The 21,851-nt window shown below is 62.2% G+C and carries 17 protein-coding genes; 9 read left to right on the forward strand and 8 right to left on the reverse strand.

Annotated features, from left to right (window positions below; all coding sequences use genetic code 11):
* Window positions 1–9: 9 nt before the first annotated feature.
* The 6 genes from BLW25_RS15620 to BLW25_RS15645 all read right to left on the reverse strand — a co-directional run bounded on the left by BLW25_RS15620 (window position 10) and on the right by BLW25_RS15645 (window position 7,946).
* A complete protein-coding gene (locus tag BLW25_RS15620; protein WP_092900693.1) occupies window positions 10–1,239 on the reverse strand; it encodes a glycosyltransferase in 1,230 nt (409 codons plus the stop codon).
* Window positions 1,236–2,885: an ABC transporter ATP-binding protein gene (locus BLW25_RS15625; RefSeq protein WP_092900696.1), complete on the reverse strand. Its 1,650-nt coding sequence runs from the start codon at window positions 2,883–2,885 to the stop codon at window positions 1,236–1,238. The genes BLW25_RS15620 and BLW25_RS15625 overlap by 4 nt, the downstream gene beginning before the upstream one ends.
* Window positions 2,882–3,991, reverse strand: a complete 1,110-nt coding sequence (locus BLW25_RS15630; RefSeq protein WP_092900699.1) for an ABC transporter permease — start codon at window positions 3,989–3,991, stop codon at window positions 2,882–2,884. Before BLW25_RS15630 ends, BLW25_RS15625 begins: the two co-directional genes overlap by 4 nt.
* Window positions 3,991–5,142 (reverse strand): microcin C ABC transporter permease YejB, encoded by a 1,152-nt coding sequence (locus BLW25_RS15635; RefSeq protein ID WP_092900702.1) that lies wholly within the window; start codon window positions 5,140–5,142, stop codon window positions 3,991–3,993. Before BLW25_RS15635 ends, BLW25_RS15630 begins: the two co-directional genes overlap by 1 nt.
* 57 nt (window positions 5,143–5,199) lie before the next feature.
* On the reverse strand, window positions 5,200–7,248 hold the full coding sequence (locus tag BLW25_RS15640) for an extracellular solute-binding protein (RefSeq protein ID WP_253188504.1): 2,049 nt from the start codon (window positions 7,246–7,248) through the stop codon (window positions 5,200–5,202).
* Window positions 7,249–7,415: 167 nt separating this feature from the next.
* Window positions 7,416–7,946 carry a c-type cytochrome gene (locus BLW25_RS15645; RefSeq protein ID WP_092900705.1) on the reverse strand — a complete coding sequence of 177 codons (531 nt, stop codon included), beginning with the start codon at window positions 7,944–7,946 and terminating at the stop codon, window positions 7,416–7,418.
* A 124-nt stretch (window positions 7,947–8,070) separates the two neighbouring features.
* On the opposite strand from BLW25_RS15645, the gene BLW25_RS15650 reads away from it, so the two are divergent.
* Window positions 8,071–8,925, forward strand: coding sequence for a prephenate dehydratase (locus BLW25_RS15650; protein WP_092900708.1), 855 nt, complete (start codon window positions 8,071–8,073; stop codon window positions 8,923–8,925).
* Between the two features lie 24 nt (window positions 8,926–8,949).
* On the opposite strand, the gene BLW25_RS15655 is transcribed toward BLW25_RS15650, so the two are convergent.
* Window positions 8,950–9,795, reverse strand: a complete 846-nt coding sequence (locus tag BLW25_RS15655) for a universal stress protein (RefSeq protein WP_092900711.1) — start codon at window positions 9,793–9,795, stop codon at window positions 8,950–8,952.
* A gap of 265 nt (window positions 9,796–10,060) precedes the next feature.
* Between BLW25_RS15655 and ccoN the strand changes: the two genes are divergently transcribed.
* The 4 genes from ccoN to ccoP are packed head-to-tail and all read left to right on the forward strand — an operon-like array spanning window position 10,061 to window position 13,521.
* Window positions 10,061–11,665, forward strand: a complete 1,605-nt coding sequence (gene ccoN / locus BLW25_RS15660) for a cytochrome-c oxidase, cbb3-type subunit I (protein WP_092900714.1) — start codon at window positions 10,061–10,063, stop codon at window positions 11,663–11,665.
* 11 nt (window positions 11,666–11,676) lie between these two features.
* Window positions 11,677–12,420 carry a cytochrome-c oxidase, cbb3-type subunit II gene (ccoO, locus tag BLW25_RS15665; protein ID WP_092900717.1) on the forward strand — a complete coding sequence of 248 codons (744 nt, stop codon included), beginning with the start codon at window positions 11,677–11,679 and terminating at the stop codon, window positions 12,418–12,420.
* 12 nt (window positions 12,421–12,432) lie between these two features.
* Window positions 12,433–12,639: a cbb3-type cytochrome c oxidase subunit 3 gene (locus BLW25_RS15670; protein WP_092900720.1), complete on the forward strand. Its 207-nt coding sequence runs from the start codon at window positions 12,433–12,435 to the stop codon at window positions 12,637–12,639.
* 3 nt (window positions 12,640–12,642) lie between these two features.
* Window positions 12,643–13,521 (forward strand): cytochrome-c oxidase, cbb3-type subunit III, encoded by an 879-nt coding sequence (gene ccoP / locus BLW25_RS15675; protein WP_092900723.1) that lies wholly within the window; start codon window positions 12,643–12,645, stop codon window positions 13,519–13,521.
* Between the two features lie 115 nt (window positions 13,522–13,636).
* On the opposite strand, the gene BLW25_RS24470 is transcribed toward ccoP, so the two are convergent.
* A complete protein-coding gene (locus BLW25_RS24470; protein ID WP_171909583.1) occupies window positions 13,637–13,792 on the reverse strand; it encodes a hypothetical protein in 156 nt (51 codons plus the stop codon).
* Window positions 13,793–14,463: 671 nt separating this feature from the next.
* Here BLW25_RS24470 and BLW25_RS15685 point away from each other — a divergent pair.
* From BLW25_RS15685 to BLW25_RS15700, 4 genes are all read left to right on the forward strand, one after another.
* Window positions 14,464–16,497: a dynamin family protein gene (locus BLW25_RS15685; protein ID WP_092900728.1), complete on the forward strand. Its 2,034-nt coding sequence runs from the start codon at window positions 14,464–14,466 to the stop codon at window positions 16,495–16,497.
* Entirely contained in the window at window positions 16,497–17,693 is a 1,197-nt protein-coding gene (locus BLW25_RS15690; protein ID WP_092900731.1) for a dynamin family protein, read from the forward strand. Before BLW25_RS15685 ends, BLW25_RS15690 begins: the two co-directional genes overlap by 1 nt.
* Before the next feature lie 9 nt (window positions 17,694–17,702).
* Complete coding sequence (locus tag BLW25_RS15695; RefSeq protein WP_092900734.1) at window positions 17,703–19,826, forward strand: dynamin family protein; 2,124 nt, start codon at window positions 17,703–17,705, stop codon at window positions 19,824–19,826.
* A gap of 624 nt (window positions 19,827–20,450) precedes the next feature.
* On the forward strand, window positions 20,451–21,716 hold the full coding sequence (locus BLW25_RS15700; RefSeq protein ID WP_092900737.1) for a hypothetical protein: 1,266 nt from the start codon (window positions 20,451–20,453) through the stop codon (window positions 21,714–21,716).
* The last annotated feature ends 135 nt before the right edge of the window (window positions 21,717–21,851 follow it).

Consider the following 21,851-nt stretch of genomic DNA (forward strand, 5'->3'; position numbering starts at 1 on the left):
CCCGGACCGTTACACGCCCTGCACGAGGCTTTCGACCAGTGCGACCTGGGCCGGCAGACAGACCCGCTTCAGATCGTATTTCGTGACCACCTCCGCACGGGCGCGGGCACGGATCTCGTCAAACCGCGCGGGTTCGGCCAGGCATTCGGCAAGCTGCCGCGCCCAGGCTTTCTGGTCGAAGAAATCCACCAGAAGCCCGGTCTCGCCATGGCGGATCATCTCTTCGACCGGCGCGGTACGTGATCCCACGACCAGTGCGCCTGCCGCCATTGCCTCGACCATCGACCAGGACAGCACGAAAGGATAGGTCAGATAGGCGTGCGCCCGGCTGACCTGCATCAGCCGCAGATAATCGGCATAGGGCAGCTTGCCGGTGAAATGCACGCGGGACAGATCAAGCCGGTCTTTCACCTCATCAAGGATGATATCCTTCCAGCCCTTCGCAGTCTTCGGCGGGGCGCCATAGCTCACCTCATCACCGCCCACGATCACCACCTGGGCATTGGGGCGTTCGCGCATCAGGTGCGGCAGCATCCGCATGAAGATGTGATAGCCGCGATAAGGTTCGAGGTTGCGGTTCACGAAGGTCAGCACCTCGTCTCCGGCCCGCAAGACCTGGCCCGAGGGGGTGGTGAAATGCGCGCCCGGATCGGGGCGGACGATGTCGGTATCGACGCCGTCAAAGATCACATCCACCATCGGGCGCAGCGCGGCGGGCAGCGTCGAGGCCTGCCATTCGGTCGGCGCGAGCCCGCGATCCGCATGGATCAGCGCCTGGCCCAGATGCGCGGCGCGGCCCTGGGCGATCATCACCTGGTCAAAGCCGCCGGGCGAAAACTCGGGGTCAAAGCCCACATCCTGACCAGCACCGCGATAGTAGAATTCCGAATAGACCAGCAGTTTCGCGTCGGGCCAGATATCTTTCAGAAACAGCGTCTCGCCCCAGCCGGAATGGCCGATGATCAGATCGGGCGAGAACCCCTCGCGGTCGCGGATGGTCATTGCGGCGCGGGCCGCCACCACGCCCCGGTCGGAATGGGTGGTGTAATTGCGCCCCAGACGCGTGGCGCGGGGGTCGACCGGGTCGGGTGTGAACTTGTAGCGCCAGGTCTTAAGCGGCGAGGGCCGGGCATTCTCCTGATCGGTCAGGGCCCGGCAGTCATGTCCACGCCGCACCAGTTCCGGCGCCAGATGCGGGAACTGGCCGGGGAAATTCTGGTGGACAAAGAGGATCTTCACGCATCATCCCCGGGGGGGCCTGCTGCAGCGCTTTCGGGAACCTCTTCTGCGCTGACAGGGCGCAGATCGCCGAAAGCGGCCTCCATCAGGGCACGGGTGTAATCGCTGGCGGGGCGGCGGAATACCTGTTCGGTCGTGCCGGATTCGACCACATCGCCCGCCCGCATCACCATGACTTTATGCGACATGGCGCGGATCACCCGGAGGTCATGGCTGATGAAGATATAGGCCAGCCCCCATTTCCGTTGCAGCCCGCGCAGGAGTTCGACGATCTGCACCTGCACCGTCATGTCCAGCGCCGAGGTCGGCTCGTCCAGCACCACAAGTTTCGGGCGCAGGATCATGGCGCGGGCAATGGCGATACGCTGCCGCTGCCCGCCGGAAAACTCATGCGGGTAGCGGGTCATCATCTCGGGGTCGAGCCCGACCTCGCGCATGATGTCTGTCACCATATCGCGCGGGTCGCGACCCGGTTCGACGCCATGCACACCGAGGCCTTCGGCGATGATCTGTTCCGCCGTCATCCGGGGCGAGAGGCTGCCGAACGGGTCCTGGAACACGATCTGCATGTCGCGGCGCAGATCGCGCAAAGCCTGACCGCGCAGCCGCGAGATATCCTTGCCCATGAACAGCACCGGCCCTTCGGAACCGATCAGCCGCATCAGCGCCAGCGCCAGCGTGGTCTTGCCCGAGCCGCTTTCGCCGACGATTCCCAGCGTTTCCCCCGCACGGACCGAGACATTGGCGTCGTTCACCGCCTTCACATGCCCGACCGTGCGCTGAAGGAAGCCCTTTGTGATCGGGAACCAGACTTTCAGATGTTCCGAGCGCACCACTTCCGGGGCGTCAGGTGCCACCGGCCCGGGGCTGCCGGCGGCCTCGGCGGCAAGCAGTTTTTGCGTATAGGGATGCTGGGGGTTACCAAAGACCTCGGCCGCCTGCCCCTGTTCGACGATCACCCCGTTTTGCATCACGCAGACCCGGTCTGCGATGCGGCGCACGATGTTCAGGTCATGGGTGATGAACAAAAGGCTGAGGCCTTCCGAGGCTTTCAGTTCCGCCAGCAATTCAAGGATCTGCTTCTGGATCGTCACATCCAGCGCGGTGGTCGGCTCATCCGCGACCAGCAGCTCCGGCCCGTTGGCCAGCGCCATCGCGATCATCACCCGCTGGCGCTGCCCGCCCGAAAGCTGATGCGGCCAGGCATTCAGCCGGCTTTCCGGGTCGCGGATGCCGACCTTGGTCAGAAGCTCGATCACCCGCGCCCGCGCTTTGGCGCCGCGCAGGCCCTGGTGGAGTTCGAGGCTCTCGGTGATCTGCCGCTCGATCGAATGGAGCGGATTCAATGAGGTCATCGGCTCCTGGAAGATGAAGCTGATATCATCGCCCCGCATCCTGCGCAGCTCTGGCTCCGAGAGTTTCGCGATGTCGCGCCCCTGCCAGGAGATGGTGCCCGAAACCGTGGCGTTATCGGCCAGAAGCCGCACGGTCGACAGCGCGGTCACCGATTTCCCGGAACCGCTTTCGCCGACCAGGGCCACCGTCTCGCCCTTGCCCACGGAAAAGGAAACGCCCTTCACCGCTTCGATCCGGCGGCCGTCCTGGGCAAAGCTGACGCGCAGGTCTTTTACGTCAAGCAGGCTCATCGGAAGGTCTTCCTCGGGTCGAATGCGTCGCGGATACCTTCAAAGATGAAGATCAGCAGCGTCAGCATGATGGCAAAGGTGAAGAAGGCGACAAAGGCCAGATGCGGGGATTGCAGGTTGGCCTGGGCCTGGCGCGAAAGCTGGCCAAGGGAGGGCGCCGACAAGGGCAGGCCAAAGCCGAGGTAGTCGAGCATCGCAAGCGTGCCGATAGTGCCGGTGACCATGAAAGGCAGCATGGTCAGGGTGGCGACCATCGCATTCGGCAGCATATGGCGGAACATGATCTGAAGATCGGGCACCCCGAGGGCGCGTGCCGCCCGCACATATTCGAAATTCCGTGCGCGCAGGAATTCGGCCCGCACCACGCCCACCAGCCCCGTCCAGCCGAACAGCACCAGAAGAAACACCATCAGCCAGAAGCTCTTCGCCCAGATCGCGGTCAGGATGATGATGACATAGATCGAGGGGATCGAGCCCCAGAGTTCGATCACGCGCTGGAAGATCAGGTCGGTCTTGCCACCGAAATAGCCCTGTACCGCCCCCGCCGCGACGCCGAAGACCCCGTTCAGCACGGTGACGATCAGCGCGAAGGTGACGGAAAGGCGGAAGCCATAGATCACGCGGGCCAGCACGTCGCGGCTGGCCTCATCGGTGCCCAGCAGGTTCCGCGCCGAAGGGGCAGCCGGTGCGCGCCCGCCGGTATCGACAATGGTGCTGTAGCGATAGGGGATCGGCGCCCAGAGGATCCAGCCCTTCTGGACCGGCTCACCCAGAACGGTGCCCTTCTCGTTCAGTTCAGCCATGACGGCGGCGGTGTCATTCTCGCATTCGGCATTGCCGCCGGTCATGATCAGGCATTGCACTTCGGGCGCGCGCCAGGTCGCCTCGGTGCGCAGGACACCGCCAAAACGGGTTTCGGGGTAAAAGCTGAGAAAGGGCGTATGCCAGCTGCCCTGGTAGCGTACCAGCAGCGGCCGGTCATTGGCGATCAGCTCGGCGCCAAGGGTCAGCAGATAGAGCACGCCAAACAGGATCAGCGACCAATAGGCGCGCCGGTTGGCTTTGAAATTGCGCCAGCGGCGCTGGTTCAGCGGCGAAAGTGCCATCAGCCCGCCCTCTTAGAGAAATCAATACGGGGATCGACGAGCACATACATCAGATCCGAGATAATCCCCACGACCAGCCCGATCAGGCCAAAGGCAAACAGCGTGCCGAACATCACCGCAAAGTCGCGTTCAATCGTGGCACGGTATAAAAGCAGCCCCAGACCGTCCAGCGTGAAGATCATCTCGATGATCAGCGACGAGCCGAAGAAAACCCCGAGGAACAAGGCCGGGAAGCCCGCAATCACGATCAGCATCGCATTGCGGAAAACATGGCCGTAAAGCACGCGGCGTTCTGACAGGCCCTTGGCGCGGGCGGTCATGACATATTGCTTGCGGATCTCGTCAAGGAAGCTGTTCTTGGTCAGAAGCGTCAGCGTGGCAAAGCTGGCGATCAGCTGCGCCGTCACCGGCAGGGTGATATGCCAGAGATAATCGCCGACTTTGCCGATCCAGGACAGGCTGTCCCAATTGTCCGATGTCAGCCCCCGCAGCGGGAACCATTGCCAGTAGGTGCCCCCGGCAAACAGCACCATCAGCAGGATCGCAAACAGAAAGCCCGGGATCGCATAGGCGGCGATGATGATGCCCGAAGACCAGGTGTCGAACGAGGATCCGTCCTTTACCGCCTTGCGGATGCCCAGCGGGATCGAGATCAGATAGGCGATCAGCGTCGACCACAGGCCCAGCGTGATCGAGACCGGCATTTTCTCGATGATCAGATCCACGACCGAGATCTTGCGGAAAAAGCTCTCGCCAAAGTCAAAGCGGGCATAGTTCCACATCATGATGCCAAAGCGTTCCCAGAACGGGATCATCTCTTTGTGGCAGGCCTCGTTGCGGATGTCGCGTCTGCCGGTGAAGCCATCGTCACAGATGATGCGGGCAAAGCCGAATTGCTCCTCAAGCTGCGCCCGGTATTCCGGCGACAGGCCTTGTGCGCCGGTATAGCCCGACTGGCCCGAGTCACCCGTTCCGGCATCGCCGCCCGCCCCGGCGATCCCTGAAATGGAATCGCCCGATCCCTGCAGCCGTGCCTCGATCTGATCCAGCGGGCCGCCCGGCACCACATTGGTGAGGGCGAAATTGATCAGCATGATGCCGAACAGGGTCGGGATCACCAGCAACAGCCGTCGGAGAATATAGGAGCCCAAGGTCGTCCCGCCTGTTCGTTCAAAATTCGGTCGTGAGAGGGTCGGTCAGAAGAAAGATCACTGTCGCAGCGCGCCGCGAGCCTTCAGCGCGGCGGCTTTTTCCGCATTGACCCACCACCAGCTCCGCTCGCCCGTGGCATAGGGCGGCAGCTCGGCGGGGTGTTCATACATATCGTAATAAGCGACCCAGACCTCCGGCTTGTGCCACATGGGCACGCGGAAGCGATCTGCGCGCAGCACCCGGTCAAGGGCATGAACCGCCGTGGTGACCTCGTCGCGGGACTGTGCCGCCACGATGACATTGATCAGCCGGTCCACCGCCGGATCTTTCAGCCCGGCAAGGTTCCTGACCGAGACATCCGCCTCGGCCGATCCGATCCATTGTCGCAGGCCGGAATCGGGGAAATAGTCAAAGACAAAGAAGGTGCTGGTGAAGTCGAAATCATATTCGGGGTTGCGGGTCCGCACTTCATATTGCGCAGAATCGATCTGGTTCACATTTGCATCAATGCCGACCGCGCGCAGGTTTTCGACAAAGGGTGCCAGGATCTTTTCAAAGGTCGGGTTGTCATCGAGGATCTCGATCCGCAGCACCTCGCCTTTCGCATTGCGGCGGATGCCTTTGTCATCCACCAGCCATCCCGCCTCATCCAGCAGTTGCGACGCTTTGATGAGGGATTTGCGGTCGAGGAGCTTTCCGGCATCCGAGACAGGCTGCGAATAGGGCTCGTCGGTCAGGATTTCGGCCGGCAGCAACCCTTCCCCGACCAGTGGCTGCAGCAGCGCGATCTCTTCCGGCGCGGGCGGGCCTTCGGCCTGCAACCAGGAATTTTCCCAGAAGGAATTGATCCGGTGGTATTTCCCGAAGAACAGCGTGTCGTTGCTCCATTCGAAATTGAACAGGATCGCGACGGCCTCGCGCAGCCGTGGATCCTGCCAGATGCCGCGGCGCAGGTTGAAGACCCAGGACTGGCCGTTGGAGACCCCGTCAAGCGCCAGTTCTTCCATGCGGACGCTGCCATTCTGGACGGCGGGGAAATCGTAATTCAGCGACCATTGCCGCGCGACGTTTTCCTGGCGGAACGTATAGGCGCCGCCTTTAAACCCTTCGAATCCGGCATTGGCCTCGGCGAAATATTCATAGCGGATCACATCGTAATTGTTCATGCCCCTGCCGAAAGGCAGATCCTGCGCCCAGTAATCGGGGTTGCGCCGATAGCTGATCGTGGTCGGGCTTTTCGCGGGCAGAACAGGCACATAGGCGCCGGTACCAAGAAAAGGCTGCATCGAGCCCTGTTCAAGATCCATGTTCCGCGCTTCGTAATCGGCTTTTGAGAGGACCGGCAGGCCGCCAACCATCGCGGGCAGGTGCCGGCTGGGCACCCCGGGCTGGAACGTGAATTTCACCCGCAGTGGGTCAAGCACCTCTGCCGAAGCCACCTGGGCCTCAAGCTGCGGACGAAACTCGGCAAGGCCCTTGGTCAGAAAGACGTTGTAGGAAAACACCACATCTTCGGCGGTGAGGGGCGAGCCATCCGAGAAACGCACATCATCGCGCAGGTTGAAGATCACCCAGGAGCGATCTTCGGGGAATTCCATCGTGGTGCACATGAGGCAATAGGACGAGCCGATCTCGTCGGCGGTGCCGGTCAGGATCCCTTCCAGCATCATCGTGGCGCCCTGGGCCGCGCGGCCCTGGACCGAAAAAGGGTTCATCGAATCATAGCCGTCCTGAATGGCCTGCATGCTGAACTCGCCGCCCTTTGGCGCGTCGGGGTTCACATAGGGCAGGTAGGCCATATCCGCCGGATGCAGCAATGTGTCGGAATTGAAGGTGGCAATGCCATGCGAGATGATCACGCCGGTTTCGGCCTCAGCCGGGATTTCCGCTGCATCGGCGGGCGCGGCTGTCGGGGTGACTTCGGCCGGTGCGGCGTCCTGGGCGCGCAGGGCCCCGGCGGTTATCAGGGCCGCAGCCAGGGCGAGGGTTCCGGTTAACAGGACGGCACGCATCCGGGACAGGGGGGCGGGATCCCGGGCCATGATCGCGGCCTCGCCCGCCATCATCCGGCCTTTGTCGCCCCTGCGATCCGCCCTTGCCGCCATTCCATCCCCCGGTTTCTGCCCGATCCGGATTGTGATGCTAAAGCCATGCCGCGCGGGGGGAAAGGCGCGAATGCGTTACTCTGATGATGAGCGCATGAAAAAGGCCGCACCAGAAGGTGCGGCCATTGTTTTCAGCGGAATTTTTCCCCGGATGGCGGAAAAATCCGTTACTTTTGCTGTTCCAGGAAGGCGATCAGGTTGATGCGCTCATCCTGCTTCGGCAGGCCTGCGAAAGACATCTTGGTATTGGCCGCAAAGGATTTCGGCGCGCGCAGGAAATGGTCCAGCTCTTCCGCATCCCATTTCGTGCCATCGGTGCCGTGATCCGCCATCGAAGAGGAATAGGCAAAGCCCGCAGAGCTGGCGATCTGGCGGCCAACCACACCGTTCAGGTGCGGGCCGGTGCCGTCGGTGCCATCAAGCTTGTGGCAGGCCTTGCATTTGTTGAAGACCTTTTCGCCCTTGGCCGGATCCGCCGTTGCCATCAGCGCGGCGATATCAACCACCTCGGCCGGTTCGTCGCCGCCGGCAGCTGCGCCGGTGTCGATCGTATAGGCCTGAGCGACCTCTTCGCCATGGCCACCGCCATGGGGCGCGGTGCTGTAAAGTGCAGACGCAGCCCAGCCCCCCAGCAGCAGCACGAGCAGTGCGCCACAGACAGCTCCGGTCGCCTTGGTCATCGTCATTGTGTCGAACATGTCGAACGCATCCCTTGGTCGTCTTGCCCGGTATTAGCCGCTTCCCTGCATGGCTTGCAAGGTGTAGGAGCGCGACCAATCGTCTCTCATGTGCGAAACCCGCGATTTTTCAGGAGATCATGCCATGTCCGCAGCAGTTGTTGATGCAAAGCCCGGCCTGATTTCCTTCCAGGGCGAGCCTGGCGCCTATTCGCACCAGGCCTGCGTCCAGGCGCGGCCGGGGATGGAGGTGCTGCCCTGCAGTACTTTCGAGGAGGTGGTCGAATCTGTCCGCGACGGTCGGGCGGATCTGGGAATGCTTGCGGTCGAGAACTCGACCTATGGTCGTGTGGCGGATGTTCACAGCCTGTTGCCGAATTCGGGCCTGCATATCATCGACGAGACATTCGTGCGGGTGCATGTCAATCTTCTGGGGGTCAAAGGCGCTGGCGTGGCGGATGTGCGCGAGGCGCATGGCCATGTGGTAATCCTGCCGCAATGCGCAGGGTTTCTGAAAAAGCACAAAATCCGTGGCGTGATCAGCTCGGACAATGCCAAGGCCGCGCGCGAGGCGGCTGAGGCGAATGACCCGTCCCATGCGGCGCTGGCAAGCGAGCTGGCGGCAGAGATCTACGGGCTCGACGTGCTGGCCCGTCATATCGAGGATCACGCGAACAACACCACCCGCTTTCTGGTGATGAGCCGCGCGCCCGATCACCGTCGCCGGGCCGAAAAAATGGTCACGACCTTCACCTTCCAGGTCCGCAATATTCCGGCGGCGCTTTACAAGGCGCTTGGCGGCTTCGCGACCAATGGGGTCAATATGACCAAGCTGGAAAGCTATATGGTCGGCGGCCATTTCACCGCCACCGCCTTTTATGCTGATGTCGAGGGCCATCCCGAAGACCCGGCGCTGGCGCGGGCGCTGGAAGAATTGAGCTATTTCACCACAGAGCTGAATATCCTTGGCGTCTATCCGGCCTCTGGCGAGCGGCGCTGAGCCGCCCGCCAGGGTTCCCGGCGTTTAATGCGCCATGAAAACAGGAACTTCGGCGCTTTCCAGCATATTGCGGGTGGCGCCACCCAGAATCGCCTCGCGGAAACGGGAATGGCCGTAAGCCCCCATCACCAGCAGATCGGCGCCAATATCCTGGCATTGCCGCGCCAGCACATCCGAGACCCGCGGCAGGGTGCGCGCCAGCACGGAAACCTCGGCCCTGACCCCGTGGCGCACCAGCAGCTGGCACAGATTGCCGCCGGGATCTGATCGTTCGGGCCCGTTTGCCGACGGGTCGACCACGGTGATCACCACCTGTTCGGCGGCTTTGAGGAGGGGCATCGCGCGACGCGCGGCCACCATTGCCTCGCGGCTTTGATTCCAGGCCAGAACGATCCGTTTCGGCAAAGCCGCAGGCAGACCGGAGGCGGGCAGCACCAGCACCGGTGCCGCGCCGTCGAACAGGGCGGCCTCAAGCACCGCCTCGCCCTCGGCGCCCTGACCATCGCCATAGGGCTGCGGCAGCACTACCAGATCGCTGTAGCGCGCGCGGGCGCCGACCAGCTCTCCGAGGGCGCCCAGCTGGCAAACTGCCGAATCAAGCGACCAGCGCAGGTCCTGGCCCTGGGCTTCAAGCGCTGCGCGCAGGTTTTTCTCGTGCAGGGCCGCCTCTTCGGCGGCGCGTTCCATCGCGACCTGCATGATCACCGCGCCGGTTCCGATATAGGCATAGCCCAGTTGCGAGCGGTCCACCCCGAGTGCGAGCGTTTCCAGATGCGCATCCATCGCAAGCGCGAGTTTCGTCCCCGCATCGACGGCGGTGCGCGTGCCAGTCTCTGAACTGGCGATGGTGAGAAGCGATTTATAGGCCATGACCCGTCTCCCGCAGGGTTGTCGAAGGTTCATTCACAACCATAACGCTAGAGGCCCGGCCCGGGTTCCGCCTTGATGGAGGTCAAATTCCCGGGCCTGCCGATGCTGTGTTTCGCGGCGTGGCAAGATGCCACAGCGCCCGGACGTGTTGACGCAGATCAAGGCGCGCGCGCCCCGTCTATAGCACAAGGCAGACAGTCCGGAGGTCTGTCAGGGGGGATCTAACCCCCTCAGACGCCGTGGATATAAGACGAGGGAACGCCTTATGTGGGATTACGTCAAACTGATCGCGCTTGGCCTGACAGCGGTTCTGGCCGCTATCGCGGCCAATTTCGCGCGCGATCTGGCTTATCAGGTCAATGCGATCACGGTCATGCTGGCCGCCGCCATCACCTTTGTGGTGGTGCTGCGCGGCGTCGGTGAACCGAGGGTCGTCAACAGGAACGAATATATGGACGGCGTCGTCCGCGCCGGGGTGATCGCCACCGCCTTCTGGGGCGTGGTGGGCTTTCTGGTCGGCGTGGTCATCGCCAGCCAGCTGGCTTGGCCCTGGCTGAATTTCGAATTCCTGCAGGGGATCGGCAATTTCGGGCGGCTGCGCCCGCTGCACACCAGCGCCGTGATTTTTGCCTTTGGGGGCAATGCGCTGATCTGCACTGCGTTCTACGTGGTGCAGCGCACCTGTGCGACGCGGCTCTGGGGCGGCAATCTGGCCTGGTTCGTGTTCTGGGGCTGGAACCTCATGATCGTCCTGGCGGCGAGCTCCTATGTGCTTGGCGGCAGCCAGGCCAAGGAATATGCCGAACCCGCCTGGCATATCGACATCTGGATCACCATCGTCTGGGTCGCCTTCCTCGCGGTCTATGCCGGCACGGTGATGAACCGCAAAGAGCCGCATATCTATGTGGCAAACTGGTTCTACCTCGGCTTCATCATCACCATCGCCATGCTGCATGTCGTCAATAACATGGCGGTGCCGGTTTCGATCTTCGGCTCGACCTCGGTCCAGGTCACCGGTGGCGTGCAGGATGCCATGATCCAGTGGTGGTATGGCCATAACGCGGTGGGCTTTTTCCTGACCGCAGGCTTCCTTGGCATGATGTATTACTTTGTGCCGAAACAGGCGGAACGCCCGGTCTACAGCTATAAACTGTCGATCATCCACTTCTGGGCACTGATCTTCCTTTATATCTGGGCCGGTCCGCACCACCTGCATTACACCGCTCTGCCGGAATGGGCCTCGACCCTTGGCATGGTGTTCTCGATCATCCTCTGGATGCCGAGCTGGGGTGGCATGATCAACGGTCTGATGACGCTTTCGGGTGCCTGGGACAAGCTGCGCACTGACCCCGTTCTGCGGATGATGGTTGTGGCGCTTGGTTTCTACGGCATGGCCACGTTTGAGGGGCCGATGATGTCGATCAAATCGGTGAACTCGCTGTCGCATTACACCGACTGGACCATCGGTCACGTTCATTCCGGCGCGCTTGGCTGGAACGGGCTGATCACCTTCGGCGCACTTTACTATCTGACGCCGAGGCTCTGGAACCGCGAGCGGCTTTACAGCCTGGCGCTTGTGTCCTGGCATTTCTGGCTGGCGACCATCGGGATCGTTCTCTACGCCTCGGCGCTTTGGGTGTCTGGCATCATGGAAGGCCTGATGTGGCGCGAAGTCGATGCCAATGGCTTCCTCGTCAACGCTTTTGCCGACACCGTGGGCGCCAAATATCCGATGAACGTGGTGCGCACATTGGGGGGGCTTCTTTACATGGGGGGCGCGCTCATCATGTGCTGGAACCTCTGGATGACCGTCCGGGGTCAGGAAGCGAAAGCACCAGTCAATGCCAACAACGCCATTCCGGCTGCGTGAGCGAGGGTTAAATGTCCATACTCGACAAACATAAAAAGATCGAAACCCACGCGACACTCCTGATGGTGCTGGCCTTTATCGTCGTCGCGATCGGCGGCCTCGTGCAGATTGTGCCGCTTTTCTATCTCGAGAACACGATCGAGAAGGTGGAAGGGGTTCGCCCCTACACCCCGCTCGAACTCGCGGGCGCGCAGGTCTACAAGAACGAGGGCTGCTACAACTGCCACAGCCAGATGATCCGCCCGATGCGGGACGAGGTGACGCGCTATGGCCATTACAGCCTTGCCGTCGAATCGATGTATGACAAGCCGCATCAATGGGGATCGAAACGCACCGGGCCGGATCTGGCCCGGGTGGGCGGGCGTTATTCGGATGAATGGCATGTGGATCACTTTACCGATGCCAAACAGGTGGTGCCGGAAAGCCTGATGCCGCCCTATGGCTTTCTGAAAAACAAGGTGATCGATGGCAGATATATCGCCGATTCCCTGAAGGCGAGCCGCATCGTCGGCATCCCCTATACCGATGAGATGATCGAAAACGCGCAGGCCGATTTCCTGGCCCAGGCCAATCCGGATGCCGACAGTTCCGGGCTTGAGGCACGTTACGGCGAGGCCGCATTCGGCCGCGCGGTCAATGTCAGGAACTTCGACGGCTCGCCGAAGATCACCGAGATGGATGCCCTGATCGCCTATATGCAGGTCCTGGGGACGATGGTCGATTTCTCGACCTTCACCCCGGATCCGACACGCTGAGGAGGACAAAGAATGGAACTCTATTCATTCCTGCGCGCCACCGCCGACAGCTGGGGCCTGCTGCTCATGTTCCTGATGTTTGTCGGCATCGCATTCTGGGCCTTCCGCCCGGGCAGCCGGAAAGTCCATGACGAGATTGCCAGCTCGATCTTCCGCAATGAGGACCGCCCTGCTGCGGACCCCGCGGAGCCCCGTAACAGCCAGCGGACGGAGGCGTGAATCATGTGCGCCAAAAAGATTACCAAAGTCGAACGTGAGGTTCCGACCACAGGCCATGACTGGGATGGTATCCAGGAGCTGGACAACCCGATGCCGCGCTGGTGGGTCTGGGTGTTCTATGCCTGTATCGTCTGGGGCATCGGCTATACCATCGCCTATCCGGCCTGGCCTTTGCTGACCCGTGCGACGCAGGGCGTGATCGGCAATAATGAGCGCGCCAATGTCGCGGCCGAGATCGCCGACTGGAATGCCAGGAATGCGGGCAATCGTGAAAAGCTGGTGGCGACGGATCTGAACGCGATCGGCGATGATCCTCAGCTTGCGGCTTTTGCCGAAAACGCAGGTGCGGCCGTGTTTCGCACCAATTGCGTCCAGTGTCATGGCGCAGGTGCGGCCGGGATTCAGAGCCTTGGCTATCCGAACCTTCTGGATGATGACTGGCTCTGGGGCGGCTCGATGGAGGCGATCCATCAGACTGTCAGCCACGGGATCCGCAATACCACCGACCCCGATGCGCGCTACAGCCAGATGCCGGCCTTCGGGAAGGATCAGCTGCTGGAGAAACCGCAGATCGCGGAAGTGGTGGAATATGTGCTGCAGCTTTCGGGCCAGGAGCATGACGCCACACTGGCCTCTGCGGGGGCAACGGTCTTTGCCGATAACTGTTCCTCCTGCCATGCCGAGACCGGCAAGGGCGACCGCGAACAGGGCGCCCCTGATCTGACCGATGCGGTCTGGCTCTATGGCGGCTCGCGCGAGGCGATCACCTATAGCGTCAACAATGCGCGGTTCGGGGTGATGCCAGACTGGGCGGGGCGGTTGTCAGAGGCCGATATCCGCGCGGTCAGCTGGTATGTCCACAGCCTTGGCGGTGGCGAGTGATACTTGAGACGGGCCCTTCGGGGCCCGTTTTCATATCCGGGATCAGAGAGAAAGCCGGGGCCCTGGCGCATTGTGCCCTTCCAGGGCCTGTGGCCGGTCTCTTCGCCATCGCGGATTAGCCGGCCACCAGAACGCTGGCCAGGGTGATGTGGTCTTCCGCTGCTTTGATCAGGCCGTCGATCCGATGCTTCAAGCCGTGCGGCGAAGAAGCGGGCCGTAACTCCGGCATCGTTCCGGTTGGGTCCGGCGCCTGTGCCGCGGCTTTGCGCAAAAGCCTTCACCTGAGCCGGGGGCAGCTGGCGGGCGGCAAGAATTTCCTGCAAGCGCCAGGCCGGTCTTTCGCGGGCTGCAGGTGCGCGACAGGGGCGGGCGAGTGTTTGCGGCGTTGTAACCTGAGGGGGGCCGCGCCGGTGAATAGTGCCGCCGCCGCGGAGACCGCGACAGGATCGCAGGGCAAGGCATCTCCATTCAACTGCAGAGTATCTGAAACAAAAACCTGACCTTTCGATGCGATCTTCCGGGCGCGCCGTCCTGAAAGCACCGCGAACCTGCCTGATTTGAGCCCAAAACAATGGACATGGTCTGACCATGTGCAGTCACGAGTCAGGGTGGCAAATGTCAGGCCAGGTTTTGCAGTTTGAGGAAGAAGGCGGTCACCGGTTTGTTGTGGCGGTCAGAACACGGCGTTTGGGGCAGACGGATCTCTTCGCGCGCCTGTCCAGCCCCCGGCCGGCTGAATTCAGGTCGCGGCGGGCCGGAAGTGGCGCGGTCAGGACGGGCGGGAGCGGCCAGGATCCCGGACAGGATATGGCATGGGAGACCGCCTCCAAAGCCCAGGCCGGAGCCTTGTAGCGACCGGCAGGATCAGCCCCGGCATGCAGGGGCCGGGTTCGGTTCTGATTTCTGTAAGCGGCCTGTCCGCGCTAAATTTGAGAGGCCTTCATGACGAAGGGTAACATCAGGCTGAAGCATCGCGAGGGGTTCGGGGAACTGAACCGCTATTGGTCGCGCCTGGCGGATCTTGAGAAGGCTGTCGAGGATTTCTACGATTTCTCGCTCGCCTTTGTCGAAGAGCCGATTGACCGGGTGCTGGATAAGATCCGGTCGTTCGAGCCTTCGGTCTCGGTGATCGGCCAGATCAAGGCCGGGAAAAGCACACTGGTCAATGCGCTGGTGGGCGAGACTGATCTCTTGCCCTCAGATGTGAACCCCTGGACTTCGGTGATCACCGCGCTGCATCTGAACAGCCGGCACCGGCCGATGAATACCCGCGCGCTGTTTCGCTTTTTCGACCAGCATGAATGGGACCGGCTGGTCGCAACCGGGGGCCGGCTTGGCGAGATGGCCGCCCGCGCCGGATTCGACCAGGAGGCCGATGAGGTGCGCGCGCAGGTCACGCAGATGCGCCAGAGCACCGAGGCGCGGCTGGGGGCGGATTTCGCCGGTATCATCGGGTCAAACCATTCCTTTCCAGACCTCGATAAGGAAACGATCAACCGCTACATCTGCTACGGTGACCCGTCCGACCTGAAGGACGCATCGGGCGACGGTGTCTATGCCGATATCACCAAGACCGCCGATCTTTATATTGACGCCGAAGGGCTGCCATCGGGCCTGTGCATCCGCGATACGCCCGGTGTGAATGACACATTCATGATGCGCGAGCAGATCACGCTCAATGCGATCCAGGACAGCCGGGTCTGTGTCGTTGTGCTGTCGGCGCATCAGGCGCTTTCCACTATGGATGTGGCGATCCTGCGCATCATCTGTGCCGTCGAGGCGCGCGAAGTGGTGATTTTCGTCAACCGGATCGACGAGCTGGCCGATCCGAAGGCCGAAGAGGAAAAGATCAGCGCTTCGATCCGCCGCACCCTGGCGCGGCTGGGGCTGAACCAGGATATCCCGATCCTGTTCGGCTCGGGCTATTGGGCGAATTTTGCGCTTTCGGGCGAGGGCGCGCTGATGCCGCGCAGCCTTGCGGCGCTGCAACAGCTGACTCCCGATCTGGATGTCACTGACCATGGCGCGCTGCGCGAGGCGGCGTTCGAGGCCTCGGGCGTGCCCGCCTTGCACCGGCTTATTGCCGAACGTGTGATCGATGGCCCGGGTGCGGCTTTCCTGAAAGACATCGAAGCCGAGATCAAACTCATCATCGAAATGAGCGAAGCGGTGGATTCGGCGGCACGGCTGCGGGATGCCGGCATGGCGGTGCTGACGATCAGCCAGGAAGAGCTGCTGCTGAAGGTGGCAGATTCGCAGCAAAAGGTGATGACCACCTTTGACGCGGCAGCCGTCGATCTGCGCGCCGCGTTGCACGAACGCCTGACCCGCGCCCGCGATACCTTTGTCGAGTCTGCGGTCGAGGCGCTGCAATCGCATATCCAGGCCTTTGGCGAGACCGGCTCCTGGGATCACGACCCGACCGGCCTGCGGATGATGATGCGCACGGCCTATCTTTCTTCCTGTGCCCGACTGCGCCGCGAAGGCGAGATCAGCTTTGAATCGATGCTCGATGCGGTGCAGGACGTGCTGCAAAATGAGCTGGGCGTCTATCGTAATGCCGCCAGCATCGATTTTCCCGAACAGCAGCAACATAGCGCGCCGACCGTGCTGGCCCGCACGCTGTCCTTCGACCTTCAGGCGACGTGGTGGCATCGGATCTGGGATACCGGTGCGACCGGCAGGCTGGCCGGGCGCTTCCTGCGCTTTGGCCAGGCGAAGAAGGTCGAGAAGAAGTACCGTGCGTTGATTATCGAAGAGACCCAGCCGCTGATCGACAATCTGCTGGCGGACTTCTTTGATCCGGCGGTCGCGGCCACGCGCGGGATCGTCACCGGATTTGCGCTGGATCAGAGCCGGTTCTGCGAGGCGCTGCTGGAGCGGCTGCATGAAAAGGGGCCGGACGAGGTGAATTCCGGGCAGATGGATGAGACCAGTCTCGCCCGTCTGGCCGATACGCGGAGGATGTCGGCGTGATGGGCTTCTGGAACCGCAGGAAACCGGTCGACCCGGCGGCTGAATGCCCTGGTGCTCCGGTGCAGCGCAAGCCACGCATCCTGATCGCGGGCGAATTCAGCGCCGGCAAGACCCAGCTGATCAACGGGCTGGTCGGTGGCCCGGTGCTGCCGTCGAATGTCACCGCGACCGCGCTGCCGCCGGTCTGGCTGGTGCGGGGCGAGCCGTCGCTGATCCGTGTCGGTCAGTCGGGCCGGGGCGAGCCGCTGGCCGATCTGAACACTGTCGATCTGGAAACGACCCGATATTGCGTGATGGCGCATCCGGCGCCGGTCCTGACCGGGATGGAAATTATCGACACGCCCGGCAATTCCGATCCGAACATGGCGGCCGAGACCTGGCAGCGCATGCTGGAATTTGCCGATGCCGTGGTCTGGTGCACCAATGCGACCCAGGCCTGGCGGCAAAGCGAAAAGGCGGTCTGGCAGGCGATGCCCGCGCGGCTGCGGCAGAATGCGACCATGGTGGTGACCCATGCCGATCTGCTGGGCAGCCCGGCCATGGCTGACCGCGTGTTGCAGCGCGTCCAGCGCGAGGCCGGCGCGTTTTTCGAGAGCTTCCTCATGGCGTCGCTCCTGCAGCGCGACGATCTTGACCGCATCGCGGCCCGTCTGCGTATGGTCAGCGGTTGCGTGCGGCTGGACGGGGCGCCCAATACGCTGATCGGCCAGTTCGCGGCCTCGGTGCCGGTACGTGTCACGACGCCTGAGCCGGCGACCTCATCCGTTGCGACCGGGGCTGCGGACCCGCAGCCCGCTCCTGCGCTGAAAGCGCAGAAAGAGGCCGGCGAGGATCCCGATCCTTCCGCATCACCGCGCGATGTGGTCGGGGCCAATGTCCTGCAGCTCGTCCTGAACCGTCACCCGGAAGAGACCCCGCCCGATACTGCGCCAGAAACCGCGCCTCTTGCAAACGCGGCTCTGGTCCGCGCCGCGCTGGCCGGGGCAGGGATCGGGCGTGCGCGCAGCCTCTGGAACGAAATGAGCCAGAGCGTTGACCACAGCGATCCGGAATCGCTGCTCGCCGCTGTGGAGCACTTTATTGCCCGCCTGGATGCGCAGCCCGCTCAGTCCGGCGCTGTGAATGGTAACTCTGTGAATAGTGGCTCTGCCAGTGGTGCCGGACGTGCCGGTTTCTCTGCGGATTTTTGTGAGTGAGAAGCTGACATGCAAATTGCACCTGACCAGCGCCAGGAACTGAATTTTCTTCGGGATTCCCTTGACCGGATCGACAAGGTCATCAGCCGTGACATGCGTCCGGGCTTTCGCGCGTTGCGCGAGCGGCTGGACAATTGGGCCGCAAAAGTCGCGGTGATCGGCCAGGTCAAGGCGGGCAAATCGACCTTTCTGAATGCTTTCCTTTACAGCCATGATTTCCTGCCCTCGGATGTGAATCCCTGGACTTCGGTCGTCACCAATATCCGGGTGAACCTGCCCGGTGACCCGGTGATGGGGGCAAAGTTCGAATTCTTCGGCAATGCCGACTGGAACGAGATCGTCAATGGCGACAGCCGTATCCGCAAGCTGACCGAACAGTTGCTGCCGGGCTTTGACACCCAGCTTTTGCGCGAGCAAAGCGACCAGATGCGCCGGCGCGCCGAGGAACGCCTTGGCAGGCGCTATGCCGATCTGTTGGGAACGGCGCATGATTACGACTATGTTTCCTCGGATCTGCTGCGGAGCTATGTCTGCGCCGGGGCCGAGGATGAGACCGATCCGACGGCGGCAGGGCGTTATGCGATGCTGACCAAAGTCGCGAATGTCTATATGCGGCTGCCGGAATTCCAGGTGCCGACCATCATCACCGATACGCCCGGCGTGAATGACCCGTTCCTTGTGCGCGATGAATTCACCTGTCGCAGCCTCGATAAGTCGGATGTGTTTGTCATCGTCCTGTCGGCGCATCAGCCGCTGACCGATGTCGATATCGCGCTGATCCGCATTCTGGCGAAACAGGATAGCAAGGATGTTCTGGTCTTTGTGAACCGGATCGACGAGCTTGACGATTACGACACAGATGTGCCGCGCGTGATCGAGGATGTCTCGCGGCGTCTGTGCGGTGCGATCCCCGATATTGATTTCACCATCGTGGCCGGTTCGGCCTGGATGGCGGATCTGACGCTCCAGGACGGGGATGAGGCCGAGGCCGATCGCGCCGCCCTCGATGACACCCGCCTCGCGCGCTATATCCATTCGCGCTACGGCTATCTGCCCGATGACCGCTGCGAGCGCCTGATGCTCGCCTCCGGCATGCGCGACGTGAAAGTGGCGCTGTCGCAGCTGATCGATTCAGGCGTCGGCCGGTCGCAGATGGCGCAGATCAGGGCCGATATCCGGGCCGAGCTGAATGGCGCGCTGTTTGTGGCGCGGCGCGAACGCGCGTCGCTGCAAACCCAGGCCGGCAGTGTCAACAGTGAGGTCGCCAATATGGCGATCGAGGATCTTCAGCTTGAGATCGACGCCATCCGCAAGGCGCAGACCGGGCTGGAAGCCCATGTCGAGAATGCCGAGGTGCAGATCGAGAAAGTGCTGACCAGGTCCTGGTCCAGGCTGGAAACCCGGCTGATCGGCATGATCGAGAGCTTTGTCGAAGATCAGAAGCCGGAATTCGAGGCGCGGATCATGGCCGGAAAGCTGCGTGGCGAGACGTCGCGGGCAATGGAAATTGACCTCTCGCCTTTGCAAAAGGTCATGGAGCGCGAGCTGACCGCGGCCTGGAGGAATTCGCGCGCGGGCACCGATGTGGTTCTTTCGAACGGGTTGTCATCGTGCCAGCAGACCATCAAAGACCGCTTTCAGGAACGGGCCGAGGGGATCAACCTTTCCGATCTTCCCTATGATGAATTCGTCTCGACGCTGACGCTGGCGAAACGGTCGCTCAGGGTGAATTTCATTTCGAATCGCAGCTGGGCCTTCTGGCGCCGGCCCGGGATTAATGTCGAAAAGAGCCTTGCCGCGCTGCGCATGATCGCGGCAGAAGAGCTGCGCCCGCCGATGGAAAAACTTCTGGCCGCTTTCAACGAGGCCCAGGTGGAACGCGCAGATGCCGGCATCGACCGGCTCCGCGTGATGCTCCGGATGTTCGAGCTCTCGTTGAATGAGCGGGTCCACCGGCTGAAAAAAGACATGGTGGAATTCGAGATGGTCGTGAATGACCCCGATTTTCGCAGCCGCATCGTCCACCGGCTGCAAAGCCAGATGGAGGTGCTGGAGCGCCGGCTGATCAACCTTTCAGCCGTAGATAGCGCGCTGGCGCAGGCGGAGATGACGCGGGCCGCTGCTGCGGCCTGACAGATAGCCCCTGACCGGGGGCGGACAGCCTGGCACGACAGGCTGGTTGGCCGGGGCGCCGGATATGGCGGGAACGGGTTTTCATACCGCCGGTTCCCGCCATTTTTCGATGTGAATTCCGCTATTTTTCAAAGCCTTGTAACACAGCTGAAAGGCGCTTCCGGAACAAAGAAAATCCTCCGGAGATCCACAGATTCTTCACAAAGCCGGGTCAATTTCATCCTGTACGAGGAGGAGGTCATCTGGCTGGCTTCCCCGGATGTATGATGGTTCTCGTGTCGGAGCGGTTTTTGCTCTTTCTGGTTCTTTGTCCTCAGCCGGCGGCCCGCCTGTTACCTGATCCCCGGGGATTTTCAGGCGGGTTGTGTCCCCTTCGGGACGCAGCTGTCCTTGCGATGCTGCGATCTGTGCTCCCGCACAGGGGAAGGGGAATATGAAAGTCATTCAATCCGCCGCAAATGATGCATTCGCCGCACAAGCGCTTTCCGGATCGGCCTCTGACGCAAAACCTTCCTCCGGGTTTCCGGCAGCTATCTGTTCCGCGATACGCCCGGCGGGAAAGACACGTTTCTCACGCGCGAAGAGGTCACCCTGCAGGCGCTGCGCGGGGCAAAGGTCTGTGTCGTGGTTCTCTCGGCGCATGAGGCGCTGAATACCACCGATCTTGCGCTGATCCGGCTGATTGCAAACGCTGAATCGCGTCAGGTTGTGCTGTTCGTCAACCGTATCGACGAGCTCCATACGCCCTCTGAGCATGTGGCCGGGATTCATGAGGGTATCCACAAAACGCTGCGCCCCTATGGCCGTCTGCGGGATGTTAAGGTGGTATTCGGCTCGGCCCGCTGGGCTGCGATGGCGTTGCAGGGCGAGCGCCCGGATCGTGACGCAGATGGCAGAACCCCGCTGTCCGACTGGGCCGGAAATTGCGATGTCGGGGCCGATCCGCGCAACATGGCGCATCTGTGGAAGCTGTCCGGCATTCCCGAACTGATGCGCAGCATCAATGAGCGTATCGTTAACGGCTCTGGCGCCCGCCATCTGGCGGCGATGCGCGCCAAGCTTGCCAATATCGCCGCCGCCAGGGCCGCCCGCAAGGCATTGGTCAGCGGGCGCGATAGTGCAGGGCGGCTGACAGCTGTCGATCCGGAACAGCTGCGCGGCGATCTCAATGCCATTGTCGGTCGCGCACGGGATAGACTGGAAGAGACGCTTTCCCGGCTGGAGGGTGAGCTGGCACCGGTACTGACCCAGGTGCAGCAGGATTATGTGCTCCGCGCCACCGACGCTCTGACCGATCATCTTTGCAGGGCCGGCCCGGAGGACAGCTGGACCTTCAATTCCTCAGGGCTGCGGCTGGTGCTGCGCACGACCTTTGACCGGTTTTCGGCCCGGGTGCGGGTGCGGGTGCAGGTGGAAACGGTGTTCTGTGGCGCAGCAAGTGATCTGAGCCCGCTCTGTGCCGGCGCATTGGGGCCTGCGGGCCGCGGTATCCAGATCGGGCCGCCGCAGGTGCCAAAAGCGCCGCCACCGGTGGTGATGGGCGAAACCATCACCATCAACCTCCACCGCAGCTGGTGGAAGCGCTGGTGGCTGCGCCGCAGGGATCCCGCCACGTTTGCCGCCGGGTATCGCGGCCTGATCGAGGTCAGGATCGGCGCGGTGACCGATGAGCTGAAACAGAGCCAGGTCATTGAAGTATCGAAAGAAATCAGGCGCATCTTCGATGACTTCCTCACTGAGCAGACTGCGACCGTGCTTGATCGCGCCAACCGACAGCCCGAGGCCAGTGATTTCGGGTCTCGGCGTGCCAATGTGTTTGACAGGATCCGACCGGAGAAGGCGTCTGAGGCTGATCCCGGGGAACTGCGCAAAGCGGTGGGGGGCTGTTGATGGGCGGTCGGGATGGTCGTGAGCGTCTCGTCCCGGGGGGGGGGCGCAGCATCCGCCTGATCTGGCGGATTGCGGTTCTGTTCCGCCGGAAAGCACGGTTTCTATCAGGCTATTCGTGAGGCCGACATTCTGCAA

The sequence above is a fragment of the Rhodobacter sp. 24-YEA-8 genome, assembly GCF_900105075.1.
Classification (GTDB): Bacteria; Pseudomonadota; Alphaproteobacteria; order Rhodobacterales; family Rhodobacteraceae; genus Pseudogemmobacter.

Bases quoted from the DNA above. Each gene is read 5' to 3' on its own strand.
- BLW25_RS15670 (WP_092900720.1), top strand. From the start codon at position 12,433: ATGGAACTCTATTCATTCCTGCGCGCCACCGCCGACAGCTGGGGCCTG.
- BLW25_RS15690 (WP_092900731.1), top strand. From the start codon at position 16,497: ATGGGCTTCTGGAACCGCAGGAAACCGGTCGACCCGGCGGCTGAATGC.
- ccoP (WP_092900723.1), top strand. From the start codon at position 12,643: ATGTGCGCCAAAAAGATTACCAAAGTCGAACGTGAGGTTCCGACCACA.
- BLW25_RS15625 (WP_092900696.1), bottom strand. From the start codon at position 2,885: ATGAGCCTGCTTGACGTAAAAGACCTGCGCGTCAGCTTTGCCCAGGAC.
- BLW25_RS15695 (WP_092900734.1), top strand. From the start codon at position 17,703: ATGCAAATTGCACCTGACCAGCGCCAGGAACTGAATTTTCTTCGGGAT.
- BLW25_RS15645 (WP_092900705.1), bottom strand. From the start codon at position 7,946: ATGTTCGACACAATGACGATGACCAAGGCGACCGGAGCTGTCTGTGGC.
- ccoN (WP_092900714.1), top strand. From the start codon at position 10,061: ATGTGGGATTACGTCAAACTGATCGCGCTTGGCCTGACAGCGGTTCTG.
- BLW25_RS15685 (WP_092900728.1), top strand. From the start codon at position 14,464: ATGACGAAGGGTAACATCAGGCTGAAGCATCGCGAGGGGTTCGGGGAA.
- BLW25_RS15640 (WP_253188504.1), bottom strand. From the start codon at position 7,248: ATGGCGGCAAGGGCGGATCGCAGGGGCGACAAAGGCCGGATGATGGCG.
- BLW25_RS15630 (WP_092900699.1), bottom strand. From the start codon at position 3,991: ATGGCACTTTCGCCGCTGAACCAGCGCCGCTGGCGCAATTTCAAAGCC.
- ccoO (WP_092900717.1), top strand. From the start codon at position 11,677: ATGTCCATACTCGACAAACATAAAAAGATCGAAACCCACGCGACACTC.
- BLW25_RS15650 (WP_092900708.1), top strand. From the start codon at position 8,071: ATGTCCGCAGCAGTTGTTGATGCAAAGCCCGGCCTGATTTCCTTCCAG.
- BLW25_RS15655 (WP_092900711.1), bottom strand. From the start codon at position 9,795: ATGGCCTATAAATCGCTTCTCACCATCGCCAGTTCAGAGACTGGCACG.